The following is a 15973-nucleotide window of genomic DNA, read 5'->3' as shown; positions in this document are numbered from 1 at the left end:
GGTTCTTCTTTAGGCCTTGATCTTCACGAACACGCCGGCGGGAACCACCAGGCGGTTCAGCGCGTCGACGGTGCGGGGGTTGACGTCGGTGATGTCGATGATCCGCTTGTGGGTGCGAATTTCGAACTGTTCGCGGCTCTTCTTGTCGATGAACGGGGAGCGGTTGACCGTGTAGATCTCGCGGCGGGTCGGCAGCGGCACCGGACCGGCGACGCGTGCGCCGGTGCGCTTGGCGTGATCGACGATCTCCCGCGCCGAGGCGTCGAGAGCCTGGTGATCGTACGCTTCCATCCGGATGCGAATCTTGCCGCCAGTCATTGCAGTGCGTGCCCTTCGTTCAGAAACCAACGCCTCTTTCCGCGCACGACTCGATGCCGTGCAACGGCGGAAATGGGGAATCGACAAAGGTAGGCGATTGTGCGTTTCTGTCAAGCCGTTGGGGGGTATTCATGACAATTTTGGGAAGTCCGGCGCGGATTTGGGTACTCTTGCGAGCGTGATTTCCCTCCGCCATTTTCAATTGACTTGGAAAGTACTGGTCGCATCGGTCGTGTTTTTCATGGTTTGCGCGAATGCCTCGGGCCAAAGCGGCGGGAATTCGGAAAAATCAGGCCAGAGCAGCACGTCGAAGTCTTATAATAACGGTTCTGAATCGCAAAAAACAGGACCAAAGACCAAAACCGGCGCAACAGACGATTCCAAGCACCTCCAACCCATCGCGCCGCAAGCCGGACTGGAGCCGGTGGTGATGGAAGCCACCCCTTACGACTTTGAATCGCTGGGCCTGAAGATGAAACTGCCCAAGGGAACCATGGTCGCCAAGGACTCGGTGAACAACGCGATCTCCTGGATGGTCTCCGATGAACGCGATCCGGCGCGATGGTTCTTCCGCATCCAGGCGGTCGTCTCCAACGACCCGCAGAGCAACACCGAATCGCAGATGAAGAACCACCTGCAGACGCTCAAGACGGCGGGAAGCGAGTTCACGCTGCTCGCGGACCGACCGACCACGGTCGCCGGTCTTCCGGCCCGCTTCTTCTGGCTCTCCACTCCCACCGGCGACATCCGCGCCATCAGCGGATGGTTCATCCTGCAGACCGGCATCGGGCAGTTCGTCGTGCTGAGCATCTTGACCACCGAAAAGGATTTCGCCTACGCGGAATCCGCGATCGATCACGCCGTGAACACAATCGAGCTGCGCGACATGTCGCTGGTGCAGAAGGAGCGCAGCGACCGGCTGCAGCGCGGCGCCGACGTCATCAAGACGCTCACGCCAGCGCGGCTGAAGTCGCTGGCCGATGGCAAGAAGCGGCTCTTCCGCTCCTGGCGCGAGACGCCAGAGGGCGACGTGGAGCTGGCCTGGATCTCGATTGAAATCGCGGCCGCACCGCGCGGCAGCGCCGACCCCGCCGCGAATCCCAAGGCCTATTCGGAAAGCGCGAAAGAACAGGGTTTTCTGCTGTCGATCGACAGCCGCAGCATCGGCGAGGATGGTCTGACCCTGACGAGTTCGCGCAATCGCTACTGGGTCGCCTGGGACCTGGGCAGCGAAGTCTGGTCGGTGCGCAGCATTCCGCAGATCCCCGGCCCCAAGAATATTTTCTCGCAGACCGGCGCGAGATTCCGCGGCGCCGACGGCGCCGCGGGCAACGACCTTGCCGTGCTGACCAACTCGGTGGGAGCGACGGCCGAGCCTGAAAGCTGGACGGTTCCCAACAACGCCTACCTGCCCCATCCGCTGAGCTTCATGATGGCGGAGCTGCTGCCAAGGGATGCGACGGCGGCCGGCCGCTACTCGATGTGGTGCTTCGATCCGGGCTCGGGAAAGATTTCGCAGCGCACTCTGAAGTGGCAGGCGGATGACTCCCATCCCGGGCAATGGACGCTGGATACGCAGACCTCGCTGGATGGTCCTGTCAGCACCGACCAGGTGGACGAGCATGGCCGGCTGATCCTTCGCAACGATCCCAGCGGAACGCGCATGGCGCCGACCACGCTTTCCGAAATCGAGCGACTCTGGAAAGCCAAGGGCTTGCAGCCTTGACCCAGGCCGCGGGCCGCGCAACGCATTTTGCGGCTTTTTCATGCTGTTTCTTGATGCTCGTCGCATGCGGTTCAACGGCTGTTCTTCCACAAGCCTGGCCATTGCCCCAGCCTGCGGAGTGCTCAGTCGAGGCGAAGGACCTGTACCCCGCGGCGGAGGGCACGAGTCTGTGGCGCGTCGAGTCGGGAGCGGATGAGGGCGACGTGATTGAGATGAAAGTTTCCCGCGCAGCCGATGGCGCGTGGTCCATCGAGGAGCCTGGGCAACGCGTCACGCGCCTGCAGTGGAACGAGGATGGATCCTGCGCCATGCACGGCGTCGACTCCTTGACCGAGCGCACGCGCAGCGTCTTTGATCCCCCGCTGCCGATGTGTCCGACGCGGCTGACCAGCGCGTCGCCTTTTGAGAGCTCATCGGCGATGCGCGTGGAGTCCACGGACACGGGCAAGGAGCGCGACCGCGGTCCTGCTGCGCGAACCTTGACCATTGAAGGGAAGGCCAACATCACAACCGAATTGGGAACCTTCGACTGCACCGTGGTCACCATGCAATTCACCGCCGCGTTGCGCCACGCCGCCGTGGAGCGATCCGTGACCATCTGGAGCGCACAGGGCATCGGTCCGATCGCCGAACGGACCCGCGAAAAGGTGGTGGTTCTGGGGCTCTTTCCCCGCACCGCCGATCGGCTGCTGGTGAAAATTTCCGAAAAATTTCGGAAAGATTCTCCCTCAGGCGGGAAAGTCGGGGCCTCCAGCCCCTAGCCTCTTCGACAGGTTCACGCATGTCCGCCGACCGCTCCCACATCCTGCTCGCGATCCCGGTCTACAACGAGGCGAAGTCCATCGAGCGCGTGCTGCGCGACGTGAGCATCTTTGCCCGCGACGTGCTGGTGATCGACGATGGCAGCAAGGACGGCACGCCGCAACTGCTGGCCAAGCATCAGGTCGAGGTGATCCGCCACGCCGAGAACCGCGGCTACGGTCGCTCCATGCAGGACATCCTGCGCTGGGCGGACTTCGACGGCTACCAGTGGGTCATCACCATGGACTGCGACGAGCAGCATGAGCCCGCCGAGATTCCCTCCTTCGTGCGGGCCATCGAGCGCAACGACGCCGACATCATCAGCGGCAGCCGCTACCTGATCGAGCGCATCGAGGACGACGACGCCCCCGAGGACCGCTTCCGGGTCAACCGCATCGTGACCGAGGAGGTGAACTCCGCCCTGCGCCTGAATCTCACCGACGCCTTCTGCGGATTCAAGGCCTACCGCACGGAGGCGATGAAGCAAATGCGCCTGGGCGTGGACGGTTACGACTTTCCCATGCAATTCTGGGCCCAGGCCGCTTTCCTGAACCTGCGCATCCGCGAGATCCCGGTGCGCCGGATCTACAAAGACATGCGCCGCACCTTCGGCAATGGCCTGGACTGTCCCGAGACCCGGTTGCGCCTCTACCGCAACACGCTGCGGGTCGCCATGGCGGAGGCGCCGCGGCTTTTGCAAAGCGCCGCCATGCCTGATCCAATTGCAGAATGATGGCCGAGGCCGAAGCGGTGGAAATTCTGGTCGAGCGCGCGGAGCCTGGTGTGGATGCCGGCGCGGCGATTGAGGGACGATCGCTTGCTGATCCCACAAATCACATTGAGGGCCGCTTACTGGCGGCGTGGCGCAGCGAGGCGCGGCGCCACCTCGGTCTGCCGGATGCGCCGGTTTTTGCCGCCGGTCACCAGGCTCAGGCGTGGCATCCAGGAATCGTCGCCAAGACTTTTTGGACCGACGCGAGGGCGCGGCAGGCACAAGCAACGGCCGTCCATCTGGTGGTGGATCAGGATGGCTTCGACGGTTTCTTCGTGGAATGGCCGGAAATGAAGGATGGTTTCTGGACGGCGAAGGGCCACAGATTCGCGAGCGCTTCCCAGGAGGCGGCGGCGATGACGGTTCCGGCATTCCAGCCGCGAGAGATCGGCCCATGCCCCGACGCGCCGGATTCAGTGCAACAAGGACTCAAGAAATTGGCGCAGCTGCTTCGCTCCCATGCGAAAGCGCCGAACGCGCCGCTGCAAGTTTCGCTCGCGCAACTCGAGGGTTTGTCGGATTGGTGCGCCATGCCGCGCGTGGTCAGCGCCTCGCAATTGACCGGCACTTCCTTCGGGGTGCATCTCATCGACCGCATGCTGAAGGACCCCGAGGCCTGCGCGGCGGCCTTCAACTCGGCCCTGGAGCGGCATCCGCGCGCGGCGCGGCCGCTTCGTGTTCAAGGCGCACAGAGCGAATTGCCACTCTGGTTGCTGGATGAATCGGGCGGACGCGTTCGCGCGACCGCCGATGGCGTCCGCGCGGCGCGTTCGTCCGACAAGCCCCTGCTTCCCCGAGCGTTCCTGCTGGGCGTGCTGGCGCGCACGGCACTGGCGGATCGCTTCACGCATGGGCTTGGCGGCAAGGTCTACGAGGATGTCTCCGATGCATGGACGCGGCGATGGCTTGGATGGAAGGCGCCCGCGTTCGACTGCGTCTCGGCCACGCTCCGCCTGCCGCTTGAGATCAAGGAACTGCCCCGGCAAAAGCCCTTCCGCGCCGCCTGGTGCGATCCGGATCTGGCGATGGTTTCCGGCATCGGCCCGAGCCCGCGGCGAAAGATGTTCCTGGATCAGATCGCGACGCTCCCCCGCCGCAGTCCGCAGCGACGGCGGCTCTTCGAGTCATTGGTCGTCGACCGCCAATCTCGCCGCATTGAACTCGCATCGGCCTTGACGGAACTTCAGCATTCGGAGCAGTCCTTGCAGCAGGCGAAGCAATCGAAGGAGCTCGCGCTTCGACGATCCTGGTGCGCGTTGCTCCACACGCCCGGCGCGATCGCCCGGTTGCGCGACCAGTTGCAGGCACGCGTGGAGCAATCCGCGGGATGAAGACCATCGTCTATCAGTCCTATCGAACGAGCCGCGTTGAGCCATGGATCGCGACGTGCATGAAAAGCGTGAAGGCGTGGGCGGAGTCCAAGGACTTCGAGTACCGCTTCTTCGATGATTCCTTTTTCGAATACGCGCCGGACTGGTATCGGGACAAGGTCAATCATCAGATCTGTCCCGTGACCGATCTGGCCCGTCTGGTCGCCGCCAAGGAATTCCTTGCCAATGGGTACGAGCGAACCATCTGGATCGACGCGGACATGCTGGTGTTTGCCCCGGAGAAGCTGGCGATCGATTTGGAATCGGATTTCACCTTTTGCCACGAAGTCTGGATGGTCCCCGAGGCCGCCGGCACCAACCATGTCAGCCACCGGGTGAACAATTCGGTGACCGCGTTCTGCAAGGGCAATGTGCATCTTGATTTCTTCATCGACGCCTGCCAGCGCATCGCCCGCCACAAGCCTGAGATCGGCAAGCTCGATGTCGGGACGCTTTTTCTCACGCAACTTCGCAATGCGCTCCCCTTTCCCCTCCTGGAAAACGTCGGCATGCTGAGTCCCGCCCTTATGACGGACATCGCCCTTGACATGCCGCACCGGTTGATCGAGTACGCGCGGCATTTGAGTGCGCCGCTCGCCTGCGCCAATCTTTGCGGCTCGCTGCAAGGCCAGAATTTCCAGGGAGCGGTCGCCGACGATTCCATCTACGAGAAGGCCATCGACACGCTTCTCTCGGACCGCGGCGAATCCATCAACCGCCACGTGACTTCACGGCGACAGCAACAATGAAACGAGGCCTCCATGAATACCCAGATTGTTACTGAAGCTGCTCGCGCCGCCCTCGACGGCTCAATCCCTTTCCCAGAAGTTGTCCGCAGACTCATCGAAACGGGTGTTGAGTATTACCACGTCGATTATGTCGCATTGCAGAAGCGCTTTTACAGCGCCACGGGCGAGGTCGTGACCACCACCATTTCCTACGAGGGGTTGCCTCCCGTAGCCGCCGACTTCGATGCAGGCGGATTGCGTGCGGCGATTCTCGACAGCCAGCGCCACGGTCAGCACTTTCGAGACTTTACCCGGCGTGCGATGGACGCCGGCGTGCAGGGCTACATCGCTTTCCTGCGCGGACAGCGTGTGACGTACTGGAGTCGCGGTGGCGACCAGCACACCGAGTGGTTTCCGGGAGCAGGCCCGAGTTCCAAATGACCGCGACGCCTAACCCTTCGCTCAAGCGGAGTGCCAAGGCCAAGACTCCAAGGTCCTTCCGAATCGCCTTGGCGATCGCTCTGCCGCTGCTGCTCATCGCCGGAGCCGTGGACCAAGAGCAAGCCCCGGCTCCTGAACCTCCACATCCCGACTATTCGGCCTACACGCAGAGCTACCGGATCCCATTCGCCAATCCGAAGCCTGTGGACTTCGAGCATCTGCAATCCTTGAGCGTGCGGGTTTCGCTCAACGGCGGTCCGCCACTCAAGCTGCAGGTGGATACGGGTTCGTGCGGCGTGATCGTCGGTGCGGACGATGTGCCGAACATCGATCCCAACGGCGCTGCGGGCTCGATCACCTACAGCAGCAGCGGCATCGAACTCATCGGCATATGGACGCCGGTGACGCTGACATTCCCCGACTCGAAGGACGAACTTGGCAATGTCGCGACGGCCATCGTGCCGGTGCTCGCCGTGACGGAGCGGAAGGTGCACGCGGGCGCCGTGAACAGTGGCAACTCCACGGCGATGAAAAACCCGAAGGTGCACATGCTCGGCATCGGCACGGGCCGCGGGAAGTTGCCGCGCCAGGACCAGAATCCGTGGGTGAACCTGAAGGAAATGCAGGCCGGCACCATGCGTCGCGGATACACGATCACCCGCGACGGCGTCACGCTCGGGCTGACAGCGCGGATGGTCGGCAGCGGCTATCTCTACGAGCAATTGAAGGAGCACGTCGCGGCGCCCGATGCGACGCCCACCGTCAAGCAGAGCGTGAAGGATTGGGAGGGTTCGCGCGGCTGGGTCACGGTCGGCGGACTCAAGACGGAGAACCTCAGCATGCTGCTCGACACGGGGCTGACCAACATGATGATCCCGGCTCCGGAGCCTTCATGCAAAGGCGATGTCGCCGAAGGAACTGAGATCACCGTCCATCTGCTCAGCGGCCGGCTCTCCCACAGCTTCAAGGTTGGGGACGCCGCAAATCCCGCAGCTCCGCGAAAGGTGACCTGGGTCAAGCCCTCCGGGTCGCTGATCAACACCGGTCTGCGGGCGCTGGCGCGTTACGATTATCTGTATGACGCCGACGGAGGATATGTCGGGTTGCGACCGGTCCGCAAAAACCCGTAAGAATGTGCATCGCCAAAGTGAGGACTGACCATGTTTTTCCCCTTCATTACTGGAGCAACCGCCCAAGATACGGCGGCGACACAGAACACGGCTGAGAACGCCCAGCGCGAGGCTCGCAGCGCGCAGTCGCGTCTTGAGTCGCTTCAATGTGATGTCGAGCGCCTGTCGATGATCACGGAGGCGCTATGGGTCTGCCTGAAACAACAGCACGGCTACAAGGATGAAGACCTCGCCAAGCTCGTGAAGGAGATCGAACTTCGTGACGGCAAGCTCGACGGCCACGCCGCTCCCCCCGAGCCGCGAGCCTGTCCCCACTGCGGCCGCATGCTCGCCAAGCGCCGCCCCGCTTGCTACTACTGCGGCAAGCCTGTGGAAGTCGAGCCATTCGCGCGCTGATCAAGGCCGAGCCTCACGCTTCTGTCAACGCGTGAGCACTCGCTGCGAAATGTGATCGCTCACTCCTCTTGAGCAGGCTCCGCGGACTTCGGCGCGGGGGCCGGAATCAGCGGATCGGGCCGATACACCCGCACATCGAGCGACCAGATCTTGTCGCTGAACTCATGGCCGGGCTCGTAGGCGTCGGCGCGGTCGCGGGCCGCCGCCACCAGCGTCGCGGTGGTCTTGGCGTCGAGGTTGTCGAGCATCGCCACAAACATCGCCTCGGGAGTGCTGGGCAACTTCGCCGCGCCATGCTCCAGCGCGCCGTGATGACTGATGATCGTGTGCAGCAGCACGCGCAGCGCCTCGGGGGGCAGCGGCGCCTTCTTCGAGGCGGCCGCAGCCATCGTCTGCAGCCAGATGGCTCCGCGCACCACATGCCCGACCAGGTTGCCGTCGGCGGTGTAGGCGAAACCTCGCTCCCACTCCAGCTCGACGGTCTTGCCCAGATCGTGCAGGAAAAGACCCATCAGCACCAGGTCGCGATTGAGCGCGGGATAGAGCGGCAGCATCACCTCCGCCAGCAGCATGAGCTGCAGCGTGTGCTCGAGCAAGCCGCCGATGTAGGCGTGGTGCACACTGACCGCGGCCGGCGCACGGCGGAAGTGCTGCGTGATGTGGTCGTTGGCCAGATACTGCTCCGCCAGTGCACGCATGCCTGGGTGCTGCATGCTGTGCAGCAGACGCTCGACCTCCTTCATCATGTGCTCGATGTCGCGCGTGGTCGCGGGCAGGAGCTTCTTGAGCTGGTCGGTCGAGACCTCCTCGGCGCGGATGGTGTCCGCGATCACCTGGATGTGTCCGTTGTAGTTCTGGGTCTGCCCGCTCAGGTGGACGAAGCCGGTGCGGATCGTCTCGCCCAGCCGCGACTCGTCGAAGACCCAGACGCGCAGCGCCGCCTCGCCCGAAGCGTCGCGAATGAGGGCCTTGAAGAAGGACTTGCCCGCCCGCGTGGTGCCGATCTGCGGATTCACCAGCCCATAGACGCCGCTGATCTGCGCGTTGGGGCGGAAATCCTTGATCGCGATGTGATCGGAGTTGCTCATTGTGCGAGTGTAACCATGGGAAAGAGGCGGCCTGAAGACTAGTCGTTCAACTCGCCGCGAAGGTTCGCCATCACGGCGGGAATGCCGTCGGCGAGCTCTTCCGGCAGAAGCCCGGCGTGTCCATGCGTCTTGGACCAGGCCTCCGCCGTGAGTGCGTGCACGTGCACCGCAAGACAGGCGACCTGGAAGAGATCGAGCGCGGGCGTGGTCTTCTTGTTCGCGAACTGCGCCGCGAAGGCCCCCGTCACTCCGGAGAGCACGTCGCCGCTGCCGCCGATCGCCAAGGCCGCCTCGGCATGCGGACTCCTCCACACGCGGACGCCGTCGCTGACCCGCGTGTGCGCCCCTTTGAGGATCACGATGCAGCCCAGCCGCCCCGCCATCGCCAGCGCCGCCGCGTCGCGCGTCTCCTCTGAGACAGCATTGAGATCCAGATGCAGAGCATGGGCCAGCGCGTCGAACTCCCCCGGATGCGGCGTGAGAATGATCGGCGCCTTCAAGTCTCGCGCAAAGTCGGGCAATTGCGCCAACGCACGCAGCGCGTCGGCGTCCAAGACCAGCGGCTTTCCAAATGACGACGCGAGCCGGATGACGATCTGCTGCTGCGGCAACCCATGGCCGAAACCCGGGCCGACCACCAGGGCGTCGATGTTGGCGATCGCCTGATCGATCGCTTCGGCGCAACCGGCGGCGAACAATTGCCCCTGCGCATCGACCGGAAGCGCCACGCCGGTGGCGGCGGGCACCACCGCGAGCACCGCCTGCAAGATCGGTGCCGGCACCGCGACCGCGCAGAGTCCGCATCCGCTGCGCAGCGCGGCGCGGGCCGCCAGCGCCGGCGCCCCGATCATCGGTCGCTCGCCGCAGGAGCCGCCCACCACACAGACGCGGCCGAAGGTCGCCTTGTGGCCCAGCGGATCGCGCGCGGGAAGCTCAGGGGTTTGCGTGATCCGCTCCATCGCGCACCTCGATTGAAAGATTGCCCATGGATGTGAGAAGGCTGGTCCACGCCGGGTCGCTCGCCGCGTCGCGCAGCGGCGTCACCGCCAGCAAGAGATGCCCCGGATGAAAGGACTCGCCATTGGCGGGCAGCGTGGCGTCCAGGTCGACCCAGCGCCCGTCAATCAGCGCCTGCGTCCAGAGATGCCAGGCGAAGACGTTGCGCTCGCCCGCGAAGAAATCCGCCCACACCAGACCCGCCGCCACGCGGCTGGGAATGCCGTCGGCCCGCAGCAGGGCCGCCAACAGCACCGCGTGCTCCGTGCAGTCCCCCGACTTCGACTGCGCGGTCTCGCTGGCGCTGGCGAAGGCGCTGGCCAGATCCTTTTTGGTGATGTGGCTGGCCACGGCGGCCTGGAACAATTTCGATCTGCCGGCCGAGTCGGTCGCCGCGACATGGGCGCCGGCCAGCGCGCTCTCCTTTAGCGCCAACACCGAGGGATCCTTCCAGTCGATCATCGGTGAGGAATCCATGAAGGCCGCGTCGGCGGCGACGCTCTTGAGCGACGGCTCGGCGGGGCGATCCAGGTCGATGGTCACGTCGAACGAGCCATCGGGATTTCGCTTCACGCGCTGGAAGCCCTCCTGCGGCAGCGGCATGATCGGCGGCTTCTTGGCCTTGACGAGCAAGTGGACGGAGCGCTTCTTCATGACATCCGCAAGAGGTGGATCCACTTTCACGAAGCTCGCCACCATGACTTCGACCGGCGGCTTGGCATCGTCCAGCGCCGAGATCGCCGTGGTCTCGCTGCACAGGAGACTGCGCAACACGCCCAGACCGGTGGGCGTCTGGCTCTGCACCATCTCGCCTGCGGCGTCGATCCACTCCTCGCTGCCCAGCGGGATCAGCGGGCCCGACGATTTCCAGTGCGTGCACTCCACGGGCTTGCCGTTCACCGGAACGCTCGCGGAGCCGACGAGCTCAGAGCGGACTTCGGCCGGCTGCACTCCCTGACCGGGATCCAGCAGAAGCAGCGTGAAATCCTTTTTCCCCGCCGTTCGCGCCGCCTGCGCCGCCCGCAGCGCCGCCGCGGGAGGCAGCGCTTCCTTGGCGATGGCCGGCAGGAGTTTCTCCGTCACCGACGCGCCCTGGGTGCGCCGCTCGCGAATGCCCTCCTCGGCCCACTCCCAGTTCACGCGCACCGAAAGACCCCCGCCGGTCTGGCTCTGCCCGCTGCGCAGCGGTTTGCCCGCGGCGTCCTCCTCGATCCACGCCGTCGTGGTCATGCTCAGAATTTGCTTCTCTCGCGCCATGCGCAGGCGCGTCTGCGACTCAGTGCGGAAGCCCCCCTCGATCGGCTTGGTCAGCGAGCAGGACCAGCCCACCGGGACTTCGTTGAGGGTGATGTAGTACCAGCGCGGCGCTTCGTCGGCCGCCATACGGGTGGGTGTCGCAGCAAATTGCGCGGCGAACATCGCCACGGCGCACCACAGGATCAACGCGGGCGTGCGGCGCATCACTCCGGCTTCATCAACGGGAAGAGAATGACGTCGCGGATGCTTTCGCTGTTGGTCAGCAGCATCACCAGGCGGTCGATGCCCAGACCCATGCCGCCGGCCGGAGGCATGCCCACCTTCAGCGCTTCGAGGAAATCCTCGTCCAGCGTGCGGAAAGTGGATTCCTCCTCGTCGACGCCCTTGAGCTGCTCGGTGAACTTCTCTCGCTGCACGTCGGGATCGTTGAGCTCGGTGTAGGCGGGCCCGATCTCCATGCCGCCGACGAAGAGATCCCAGCGCTCGCAGAGACGCGGGTCATCCTTGCGCGGCCGCGTGAGCGGACTCACGGCGCTGGGCCAGTCGGTGACGAAGGTCGGCTTGAGCGGATCGATCTTCGGCTCGGCGAAAATCTCGAAGAGTTTTTCCACCAGCAGCCAGTGGTCCAGCTTCGACGCGTCGGGCACGTGCCGCTTCAGGGCCTCACTCATGACCGCCTTCTCGTCGAAGAGGTCGATGCCGGAGCCCTCCTTGAAGAGATCCGCGAACTTCACGCGGCGGAAGGGCTTGGCGTAGTTGATCTTCATCTCGCCGAAGGGCAGCACCGGCCCCGCGGGCACGTCGGGCATCTCCTTGGCGAGCTCGGCGGCGCACTCGTGCACCAGCGACTCGGTCAGTTCGAGCATGGTTTCATAGTTGCCGAAGGCCTCGTAGGCCTCCATGGCGGTGAACTCCGGATTGTGGCTGCGGTCCACGCCCTCATTGCGGAAATTGCGGTTGATCTCGAAGACCCGCGGCATGCCGCCGGTCAGCAGCCGCTTCAGGTAGAGCTCCGGCGCGATGCGCAGAAACAGATTCATGTCCAGCGCGTTGTGCGTGGTCACGAAGGGCCGCGCCGCCGCTCCGCCGGCCAGCGGCTGCAGCATCGGCGTCTCGACCTCGAGGAATCCGCGCCGCTCCATGAAGCGGCGCACCATGGAGACGATGCGGCTGCGCAGCTGAAAAACCTGCAGGGTGCGCGGCGTCGCCCACATGTCCAGGTAGCGCTTGCGATAGCGCGTCTCGGCATCCTCCAGCCCATGCCACTTGCCCGGCGGCGGGGCCAGGCTCTTGCACTGCAGCGCGACGTGCGTGCCCCAGATGCAGATCTCGCCTTTCTGGGTGCGGCCGACCGGTCCCTCGACGGTGACGATGTCGCCGTAGTCCAGGGCCTTGGTGATCTCGAAGGACTTCGCCTCCGCGGCGGACTTGCTCATGGAGATCTGCAGGTCGCCGGTGTGGTCGCGCAGCCAGAAGAAGACAATTTTGCCCAAGTCGCGGTGCTGCACCACGCGACCGGCGACCTTGCGGCGCGGCCGCGCGTCGTTGATCTTGTGCGCCGGATCCGCCTTGGCCTTGGCGGTGTCGCTCTCGAAATTCGTCTGGGCTTCCAATTGAAAGGCGGTGCGGGCCTCGCTCAGCGAGACCAAACCCTCGGTGCGGCCGCCGAAGGGATCGACTCCCAGCTCGCCGCGGTAGCGCTCCAGCTTGGCGCGGCGCGCAGCCTCGAGCTGCGAGGGATGGATCTCCTCGCCGCCGCCGGAGGAATCCGGATTCGCGGGTGGCGTCGCGTGCGTCATGGCACGAATGGTAGCGATGCCGCGGAGGATCGCGTCCATCGCGCGGGCAAAAGATCGATACGATCTGACGCCTTGCCATGACACCTCCCAAGAACATTCGCCGGATCGGCGTGCTCACCGGCGGCGGCGACTGCCCCGGCCTGAACGCCGTGATCCGCGCCGTCACCAAGACGGCCATCCTGCAGTACGGCATCGAGGTGGCGGGCATCGAGGATGGCTTTCAGGGATTGATCGACGACCGCGTCCGGCCGCTGACCTCGCGCGACGTGGCCGGCATCCTGGTCCGCGGCGGCACCATCCTGGGCAGCAACAACCGCTGCAATCCGCGCAAATACCACGTGGGCAACGACCACACCGGGGCTCCGGTCTTCCGCGACATGACCGACCGCTGCGTCGCCACCGCCAAGCGCCACCGCCTGGACGCGATCATCGTCATCGGCGGCGACGGCACCATGAGCGCCGCCTCGTGCCTCGTGGAAAAAGGTTTGAACATCATCGGCGTTCCCAAGACGATCGACAACGACATCGTCGGCACCGAGATCAGCTTCGGATTCCTCACCGCGGTCTCCACCGCCACCGACGCACTGGATCGCCTGCACTCCACCGCCGACAGCCACCACCGCGTCATGGTCTGCGAGCTCATGGGCCGCAACGCGGGATGGATCGCCCTCACCGCCGGCGTGGCCAGCGGCAGCGATGTGGTGCTGATCCCGGAGATTCCCTTCGAGTTCGACCCGGTCTGCTCCTTCATCAATGCGCGCATGAGCAAGGGCCCGGGCTTCGCGATCGTGGTGGTCGCCGAGGGGGCCAAGCTGAAATCCGGCGAGCAGATGGTGGCCCGGGTCGATCCGACCAGCCCCGATCCGATCCGCCTGGGCGGCATCGGCGCCTTCGTGGCCCAGGGCATCGAAAAGCTCTGCAAGGTCGAGACCCGCACCACGGTGCTCGGGCACATCCAGCGCGGCGGGCCGCCGATCGCCTCCGACCGCATCCTGGCAACGCACTTCGGCTACCACGCCATTCTCACGCTGATGGCGGGCGGGCAGAACCGCATGGTGGTGCGCGGCAACAACGTCTTCTCCGACGTCGACCTGCTGCACACCGTGGGCAAGCAGCGGTTGGTGCCGCTGGACCATGGACTGATCGCCGCCGGCCGCGCCATGGGCACCTGCTTCGGTGACAAGGTTCCCCAGGTGCATTTCTCCGACTCGAAACCCGCGGTCGTCGTGTGAGCGAAGCCGCCCGCGAGTCGTGTCTGCGGCCCGCCGTCTTCCTCGACCGCGACGGCACTTTGATCGACAACCCCGGCGACCTCGGCGATCCGGAGCAGGTCAAGTTGCTTCCCGGCGTGCCGGAGGCGCTGAAGATTCTGCTCGAGAACCATTTCAAGTTGATCGTGGTGACCAACCAGGGCGGCGTCGCCCGCGGCAAGTACAGCGAAGATGCGGTGGCCTTGGTCCATGCGCGGATCGAGCAGATGCTGCGAGCTCAACTGCGATTGCCCGCGGTCATTGACGGCTTCTACTTCTGTCCCTTTCATCCGCTGGCCACGTTGGAGCACTACAAGCGCGAGCATCCCTGGCGCAAGCCCGCTCCGGGCATGCTGCTGGCCGCCGCGCTGGAGCACGCGATCGATCTGCCGCGCAGCTGGATGGTGGGCGACCAGGAGCGCGACGTGGCCGCCGGCGCCGCCGCCGGATGCCGGACGTTGCTGCTCTCGGTGAATCGCGAGCACTCCGCCGCCAGCGCCGCCGATTTCGTCGAGGCGGATCTGCTCCACGCCGCACGGCGCATCGCCGCGGGCGAGATCGAATCCCCCTCCCGCGGCACCATCGCGCTGCATGCGCGGCGCTCTGATATTTTGGCCGACGCGGACTTCCAGACGGCGATCGCTTCCATGGCCCGTGAGCTGGCCAGCCGAACGGGGATCAGATTGGTGCGACTCGACTTCCAGAGCAGCAGCGTGGCGGCGACGGTCGAAGGCGGGGATGTGATCGCCTTGGGATTCGTCGCCGAGCTGCGCCGCGACAGCGAGCGCTGGTGGCGCACCCACCGCGCCGCTGAAAGCCCATGGGGATCCTGGTGAGGGCGCCGCTTTCGCAGTGCAATCGCCTCTGCGTCATCCTTCCCTCGTGGATCGGCGACACGGTCATGGCCACGCCGGCATTGAGGGCCCTTCGCGTGCATCTGCCGCAAGCGCACATCACGCTGCTGGGACGCGCCGGGCTCTCCACGCTGCTGCGCGGGCTTCCTTATTTTGACGAGTGCCTCGAGCATCCAATGCGCGGCTGGCTCGGCCCATTGAGCAACCTTGGCCCGATCCGCGCCATCAAGGCCGACGCCATGCTGCTCTTTCCCAACAGCCTGCGCAGCGCGATCATCGCGCTGGCGAGCGGGGCGCGGACCCGGATCGGCTGGAACCGCCAACATCGCGGCTGGCTGCTCACGCATCCGGCGGCGCCGCCCTTCATGAGCACACCACACAGCAGCGTGGACAACTACGCCGACCTCGCGGCGCTGGCCCTGGGAACCACGATCACTGACCGCGCCGTGGAATTGAAGTGCTCACCCGAGGAGCTCGCGGAGGGCGAACGATTGCTCGATGGGTTGGCGCGGCCGCGCGTGATCTTTAACCCTGGCGCCAACCGACTCGACAAGCGTTGGTCCGCGGAAAATTTCGGCCGCCTCGCGTCGATCCTTCAGAAGGATCTCGGCGCCGGAGTCGCCGTCACAGGCTCGCCGGGAGAGCGCGAGGTCGTGGATGCCGTGGTCGCCGCCAGCGGCGGCAGTGCCATCTCGCTGGTTGAGCGCGGAGTCACCCTCGCCGGCCTCAAGGGTGCCATCGCTCAGGCCGACCTGCTGGTCTCCAACGACACGGGACCGCGCCACATCGCTGCGGGTTTCGGCACACCGTGCGTCGCGCTCTTCGGTCCGACCGATCACCGCTTCACCACGCTCTATGAGCGCGAGACCGCCGGCTCCCGGAGCATCCGCGAATGGCTGCTCGTAGCCGATCCCTTTCTGCCCCGCGAGGTGATCGCCAATCATGTCGCTGCGATCGCGCGGATGGAGCGGATCTCCGTGGGCGACGTCGCCCACGCCGCGGCGGCGCTGCTGCGCGCGAATCGCCGTTGACCGAAGTCGAGCCGGA

At 65.2% G+C, this 15973-nt stretch carries 16 protein-coding genes; 11 read left to right on the top strand and 5 right to left on the bottom strand.

Features of this window, described 5'->3' with window-relative positions; all coding sequences use genetic code 11:
- Positions 1–9 precede the first annotated feature (9 nt).
- Entirely contained in the window at positions 10–318 is a 309-nt protein-coding gene (gene rpsJ / locus K8R92_01325; GenBank protein MCE9618533.1) for a 30S ribosomal protein S10, read from the bottom strand.
- Between the two features lie 430 nt (positions 319–748).
- On the opposite strand from rpsJ, the gene K8R92_01320 reads away from it, so the two are divergent.
- From K8R92_01320 to K8R92_01285, 8 genes are all read left to right on the top strand, one after another.
- On the top strand, positions 749–2044 hold the full coding sequence (locus K8R92_01320; protein ID MCE9618532.1) for a hypothetical protein: 1296 nt from the start codon (positions 749–751) through the stop codon (positions 2042–2044).
- 101 nt (positions 2045–2145) lie between these two features.
- The gene (locus tag K8R92_01315; protein MCE9618531.1) at positions 2146–2805 is read left to right on the top strand and encodes a hypothetical protein; all 660 of its coding nucleotides are present in this window, start codon (positions 2146–2148) and stop codon (positions 2803–2805) included.
- Positions 2806–2825: 20 nt separating this feature from the next.
- Positions 2826–3578 (top strand): glycosyltransferase family 2 protein, encoded by a 753-nt coding sequence (locus K8R92_01310; GenBank protein ID MCE9618530.1) that lies wholly within the window; start codon positions 2826–2828, stop codon positions 3576–3578.
- Positions 3575–4948 carry a hypothetical protein gene (locus K8R92_01305; GenBank protein ID MCE9618529.1) on the top strand — a complete coding sequence of 458 codons (1374 nt, stop codon included), beginning with the start codon at positions 3575–3577 and terminating at the stop codon, positions 4946–4948. The genes K8R92_01310 and K8R92_01305 overlap by 4 nt, the downstream gene beginning before the upstream one ends.
- A complete protein-coding gene (locus K8R92_01300) occupies positions 4945–5736 on the top strand; it encodes a hypothetical protein (GenBank protein MCE9618528.1) in 792 nt (263 codons plus the stop codon). Before K8R92_01305 ends, K8R92_01300 begins: the two co-directional genes overlap by 4 nt.
- 12 nt (positions 5737–5748) lie before the next feature.
- Positions 5749–6156: a DUF1398 domain-containing protein gene (locus tag K8R92_01295; protein ID MCE9618527.1), complete on the top strand. Its 408-nt coding sequence runs from the start codon at positions 5749–5751 to the stop codon at positions 6154–6156.
- Positions 6153–7286, top strand: a complete 1134-nt coding sequence (locus tag K8R92_01290; GenBank protein ID MCE9618526.1) for a hypothetical protein — start codon at positions 6153–6155, stop codon at positions 7284–7286. The genes K8R92_01295 and K8R92_01290 overlap by 4 nt, the downstream gene beginning before the upstream one ends.
- A 30-nt stretch (positions 7287–7316) precedes the next feature.
- Positions 7317–7682: a hypothetical protein gene (locus K8R92_01285; GenBank protein ID MCE9618525.1), complete on the top strand. Its 366-nt coding sequence runs from the start codon at positions 7317–7319 to the stop codon at positions 7680–7682.
- 59 nt (positions 7683–7741) lie between these two features.
- Here K8R92_01285 and K8R92_01280 read toward each other — a convergent pair whose 3' ends face one another.
- Genes K8R92_01280 through lysS form a run of 4 tightly spaced genes read right to left on the bottom strand, consistent with a single transcriptional unit; the run spans position 7742 to position 12822 of the window.
- Positions 7742–8770 (bottom strand): HD domain-containing protein, encoded by a 1029-nt coding sequence (locus tag K8R92_01280; GenBank protein MCE9618524.1) that lies wholly within the window; start codon positions 8768–8770, stop codon positions 7742–7744.
- Between the two features lie 38 nt (positions 8771–8808).
- The gene (locus K8R92_01275) at positions 8809–9729 is read right to left on the bottom strand and encodes an NAD(P)H-hydrate dehydratase (GenBank protein ID MCE9618523.1); all 921 of its coding nucleotides are present in this window, start codon (positions 9727–9729) and stop codon (positions 8809–8811) included.
- A complete protein-coding gene (locus tag K8R92_01270; protein MCE9618522.1) occupies positions 9704–11227 on the bottom strand; it encodes a transglutaminase-like domain-containing protein in 1524 nt (507 codons plus the stop codon). The genes K8R92_01275 and K8R92_01270 overlap by 26 nt, the downstream gene beginning before the upstream one ends.
- Entirely contained in the window at positions 11227–12822 is a 1596-nt protein-coding gene (gene lysS, locus K8R92_01265) for a lysine--tRNA ligase (GenBank protein MCE9618521.1), read from the bottom strand. The genes K8R92_01270 and lysS overlap by 1 nt, the downstream gene beginning before the upstream one ends.
- Positions 12823–12899: 77 nt before the next feature.
- Between lysS and K8R92_01260 the strand changes: the two genes are divergently transcribed.
- The 3 genes from K8R92_01260 to K8R92_01250 are packed head-to-tail and all read left to right on the top strand — an operon-like array spanning position 12900 to position 15957.
- Entirely contained in the window at positions 12900–14054 is a 1155-nt protein-coding gene (locus tag K8R92_01260; protein MCE9618520.1) for a 6-phosphofructokinase, read from the top strand.
- Positions 14051–14908, top strand: coding sequence for an HAD family hydrolase (locus K8R92_01255; protein MCE9618519.1), 858 nt, complete (start codon positions 14051–14053; stop codon positions 14906–14908). The genes K8R92_01260 and K8R92_01255 overlap by 4 nt, the downstream gene beginning before the upstream one ends.
- Positions 14905–15957: a glycosyltransferase family 9 protein gene (locus K8R92_01250; protein ID MCE9618518.1), complete on the top strand. Its 1053-nt coding sequence runs from the start codon at positions 14905–14907 to the stop codon at positions 15955–15957. Before K8R92_01255 ends, K8R92_01250 begins: the two co-directional genes overlap by 4 nt.
- Positions 15958–15973 lie beyond the last annotated feature (16 nt).

The sequence above is a fragment of the Planctomycetota bacterium genome (assembly GCA_021414025.1).
Taxonomy (GTDB): Bacteria; Planctomycetota; Phycisphaerae; order Phycisphaerales; family SM1A02; genus SYAC01.
This window is presented reverse-complemented; position numbering and strand designations above follow the sequence as displayed.

What these genes read in the sequence shown, in the direction of transcription:
- lysS (MCE9618521.1), bottom strand. Translation starts at nt 12,822, where the DNA reads ATGACGCACGCGACGCCACCCGCGAATCCGGATTCCTCCGGCGGCGGC.
- K8R92_01295 (MCE9618527.1), top strand. Translation starts at nt 5,749, where the DNA reads ATGAATACCCAGATTGTTACTGAAGCTGCTCGCGCCGCCCTCGACGGC.
- K8R92_01280 (MCE9618524.1), bottom strand. Translation starts at nt 8,770, where the DNA reads ATGAGCAACTCCGATCACATCGCGATCAAGGATTTCCGCCCCAACGCG.
- K8R92_01310 (MCE9618530.1), top strand. Translation starts at nt 2,826, where the DNA reads ATGTCCGCCGACCGCTCCCACATCCTGCTCGCGATCCCGGTCTACAAC.
- K8R92_01270 (MCE9618522.1), bottom strand. Translation starts at nt 11,227, where the DNA reads ATGCGCCGCACGCCCGCGTTGATCCTGTGGTGCGCCGTGGCGATGTTC.
- K8R92_01320 (MCE9618532.1), top strand. Translation starts at nt 749, where the DNA reads ATGGAAGCCACCCCTTACGACTTTGAATCGCTGGGCCTGAAGATGAAA.
- K8R92_01285 (MCE9618525.1), top strand. Translation starts at nt 7,317, where the DNA reads ATGTTTTTCCCCTTCATTACTGGAGCAACCGCCCAAGATACGGCGGCG.
- K8R92_01260 (MCE9618520.1), top strand. Translation starts at nt 12,900, where the DNA reads ATGACACCTCCCAAGAACATTCGCCGGATCGGCGTGCTCACCGGCGGC.
- rpsJ (MCE9618533.1), bottom strand. Translation starts at nt 318, where the DNA reads ATGACTGGCGGCAAGATTCGCATCCGGATGGAAGCGTACGATCACCAG.
- K8R92_01275 (MCE9618523.1), bottom strand. Translation starts at nt 9,729, where the DNA reads ATGGAGCGGATCACGCAAACCCCTGAGCTTCCCGCGCGCGATCCGCTG.
- K8R92_01305 (MCE9618529.1), top strand. Translation starts at nt 3,575, where the DNA reads ATGATGGCCGAGGCCGAAGCGGTGGAAATTCTGGTCGAGCGCGCGGAG.
- K8R92_01290 (MCE9618526.1), top strand. Translation starts at nt 6,153, where the DNA reads ATGACCGCGACGCCTAACCCTTCGCTCAAGCGGAGTGCCAAGGCCAAG.
- K8R92_01300 (MCE9618528.1), top strand. Translation starts at nt 4,945, where the DNA reads ATGAAGACCATCGTCTATCAGTCCTATCGAACGAGCCGCGTTGAGCCA.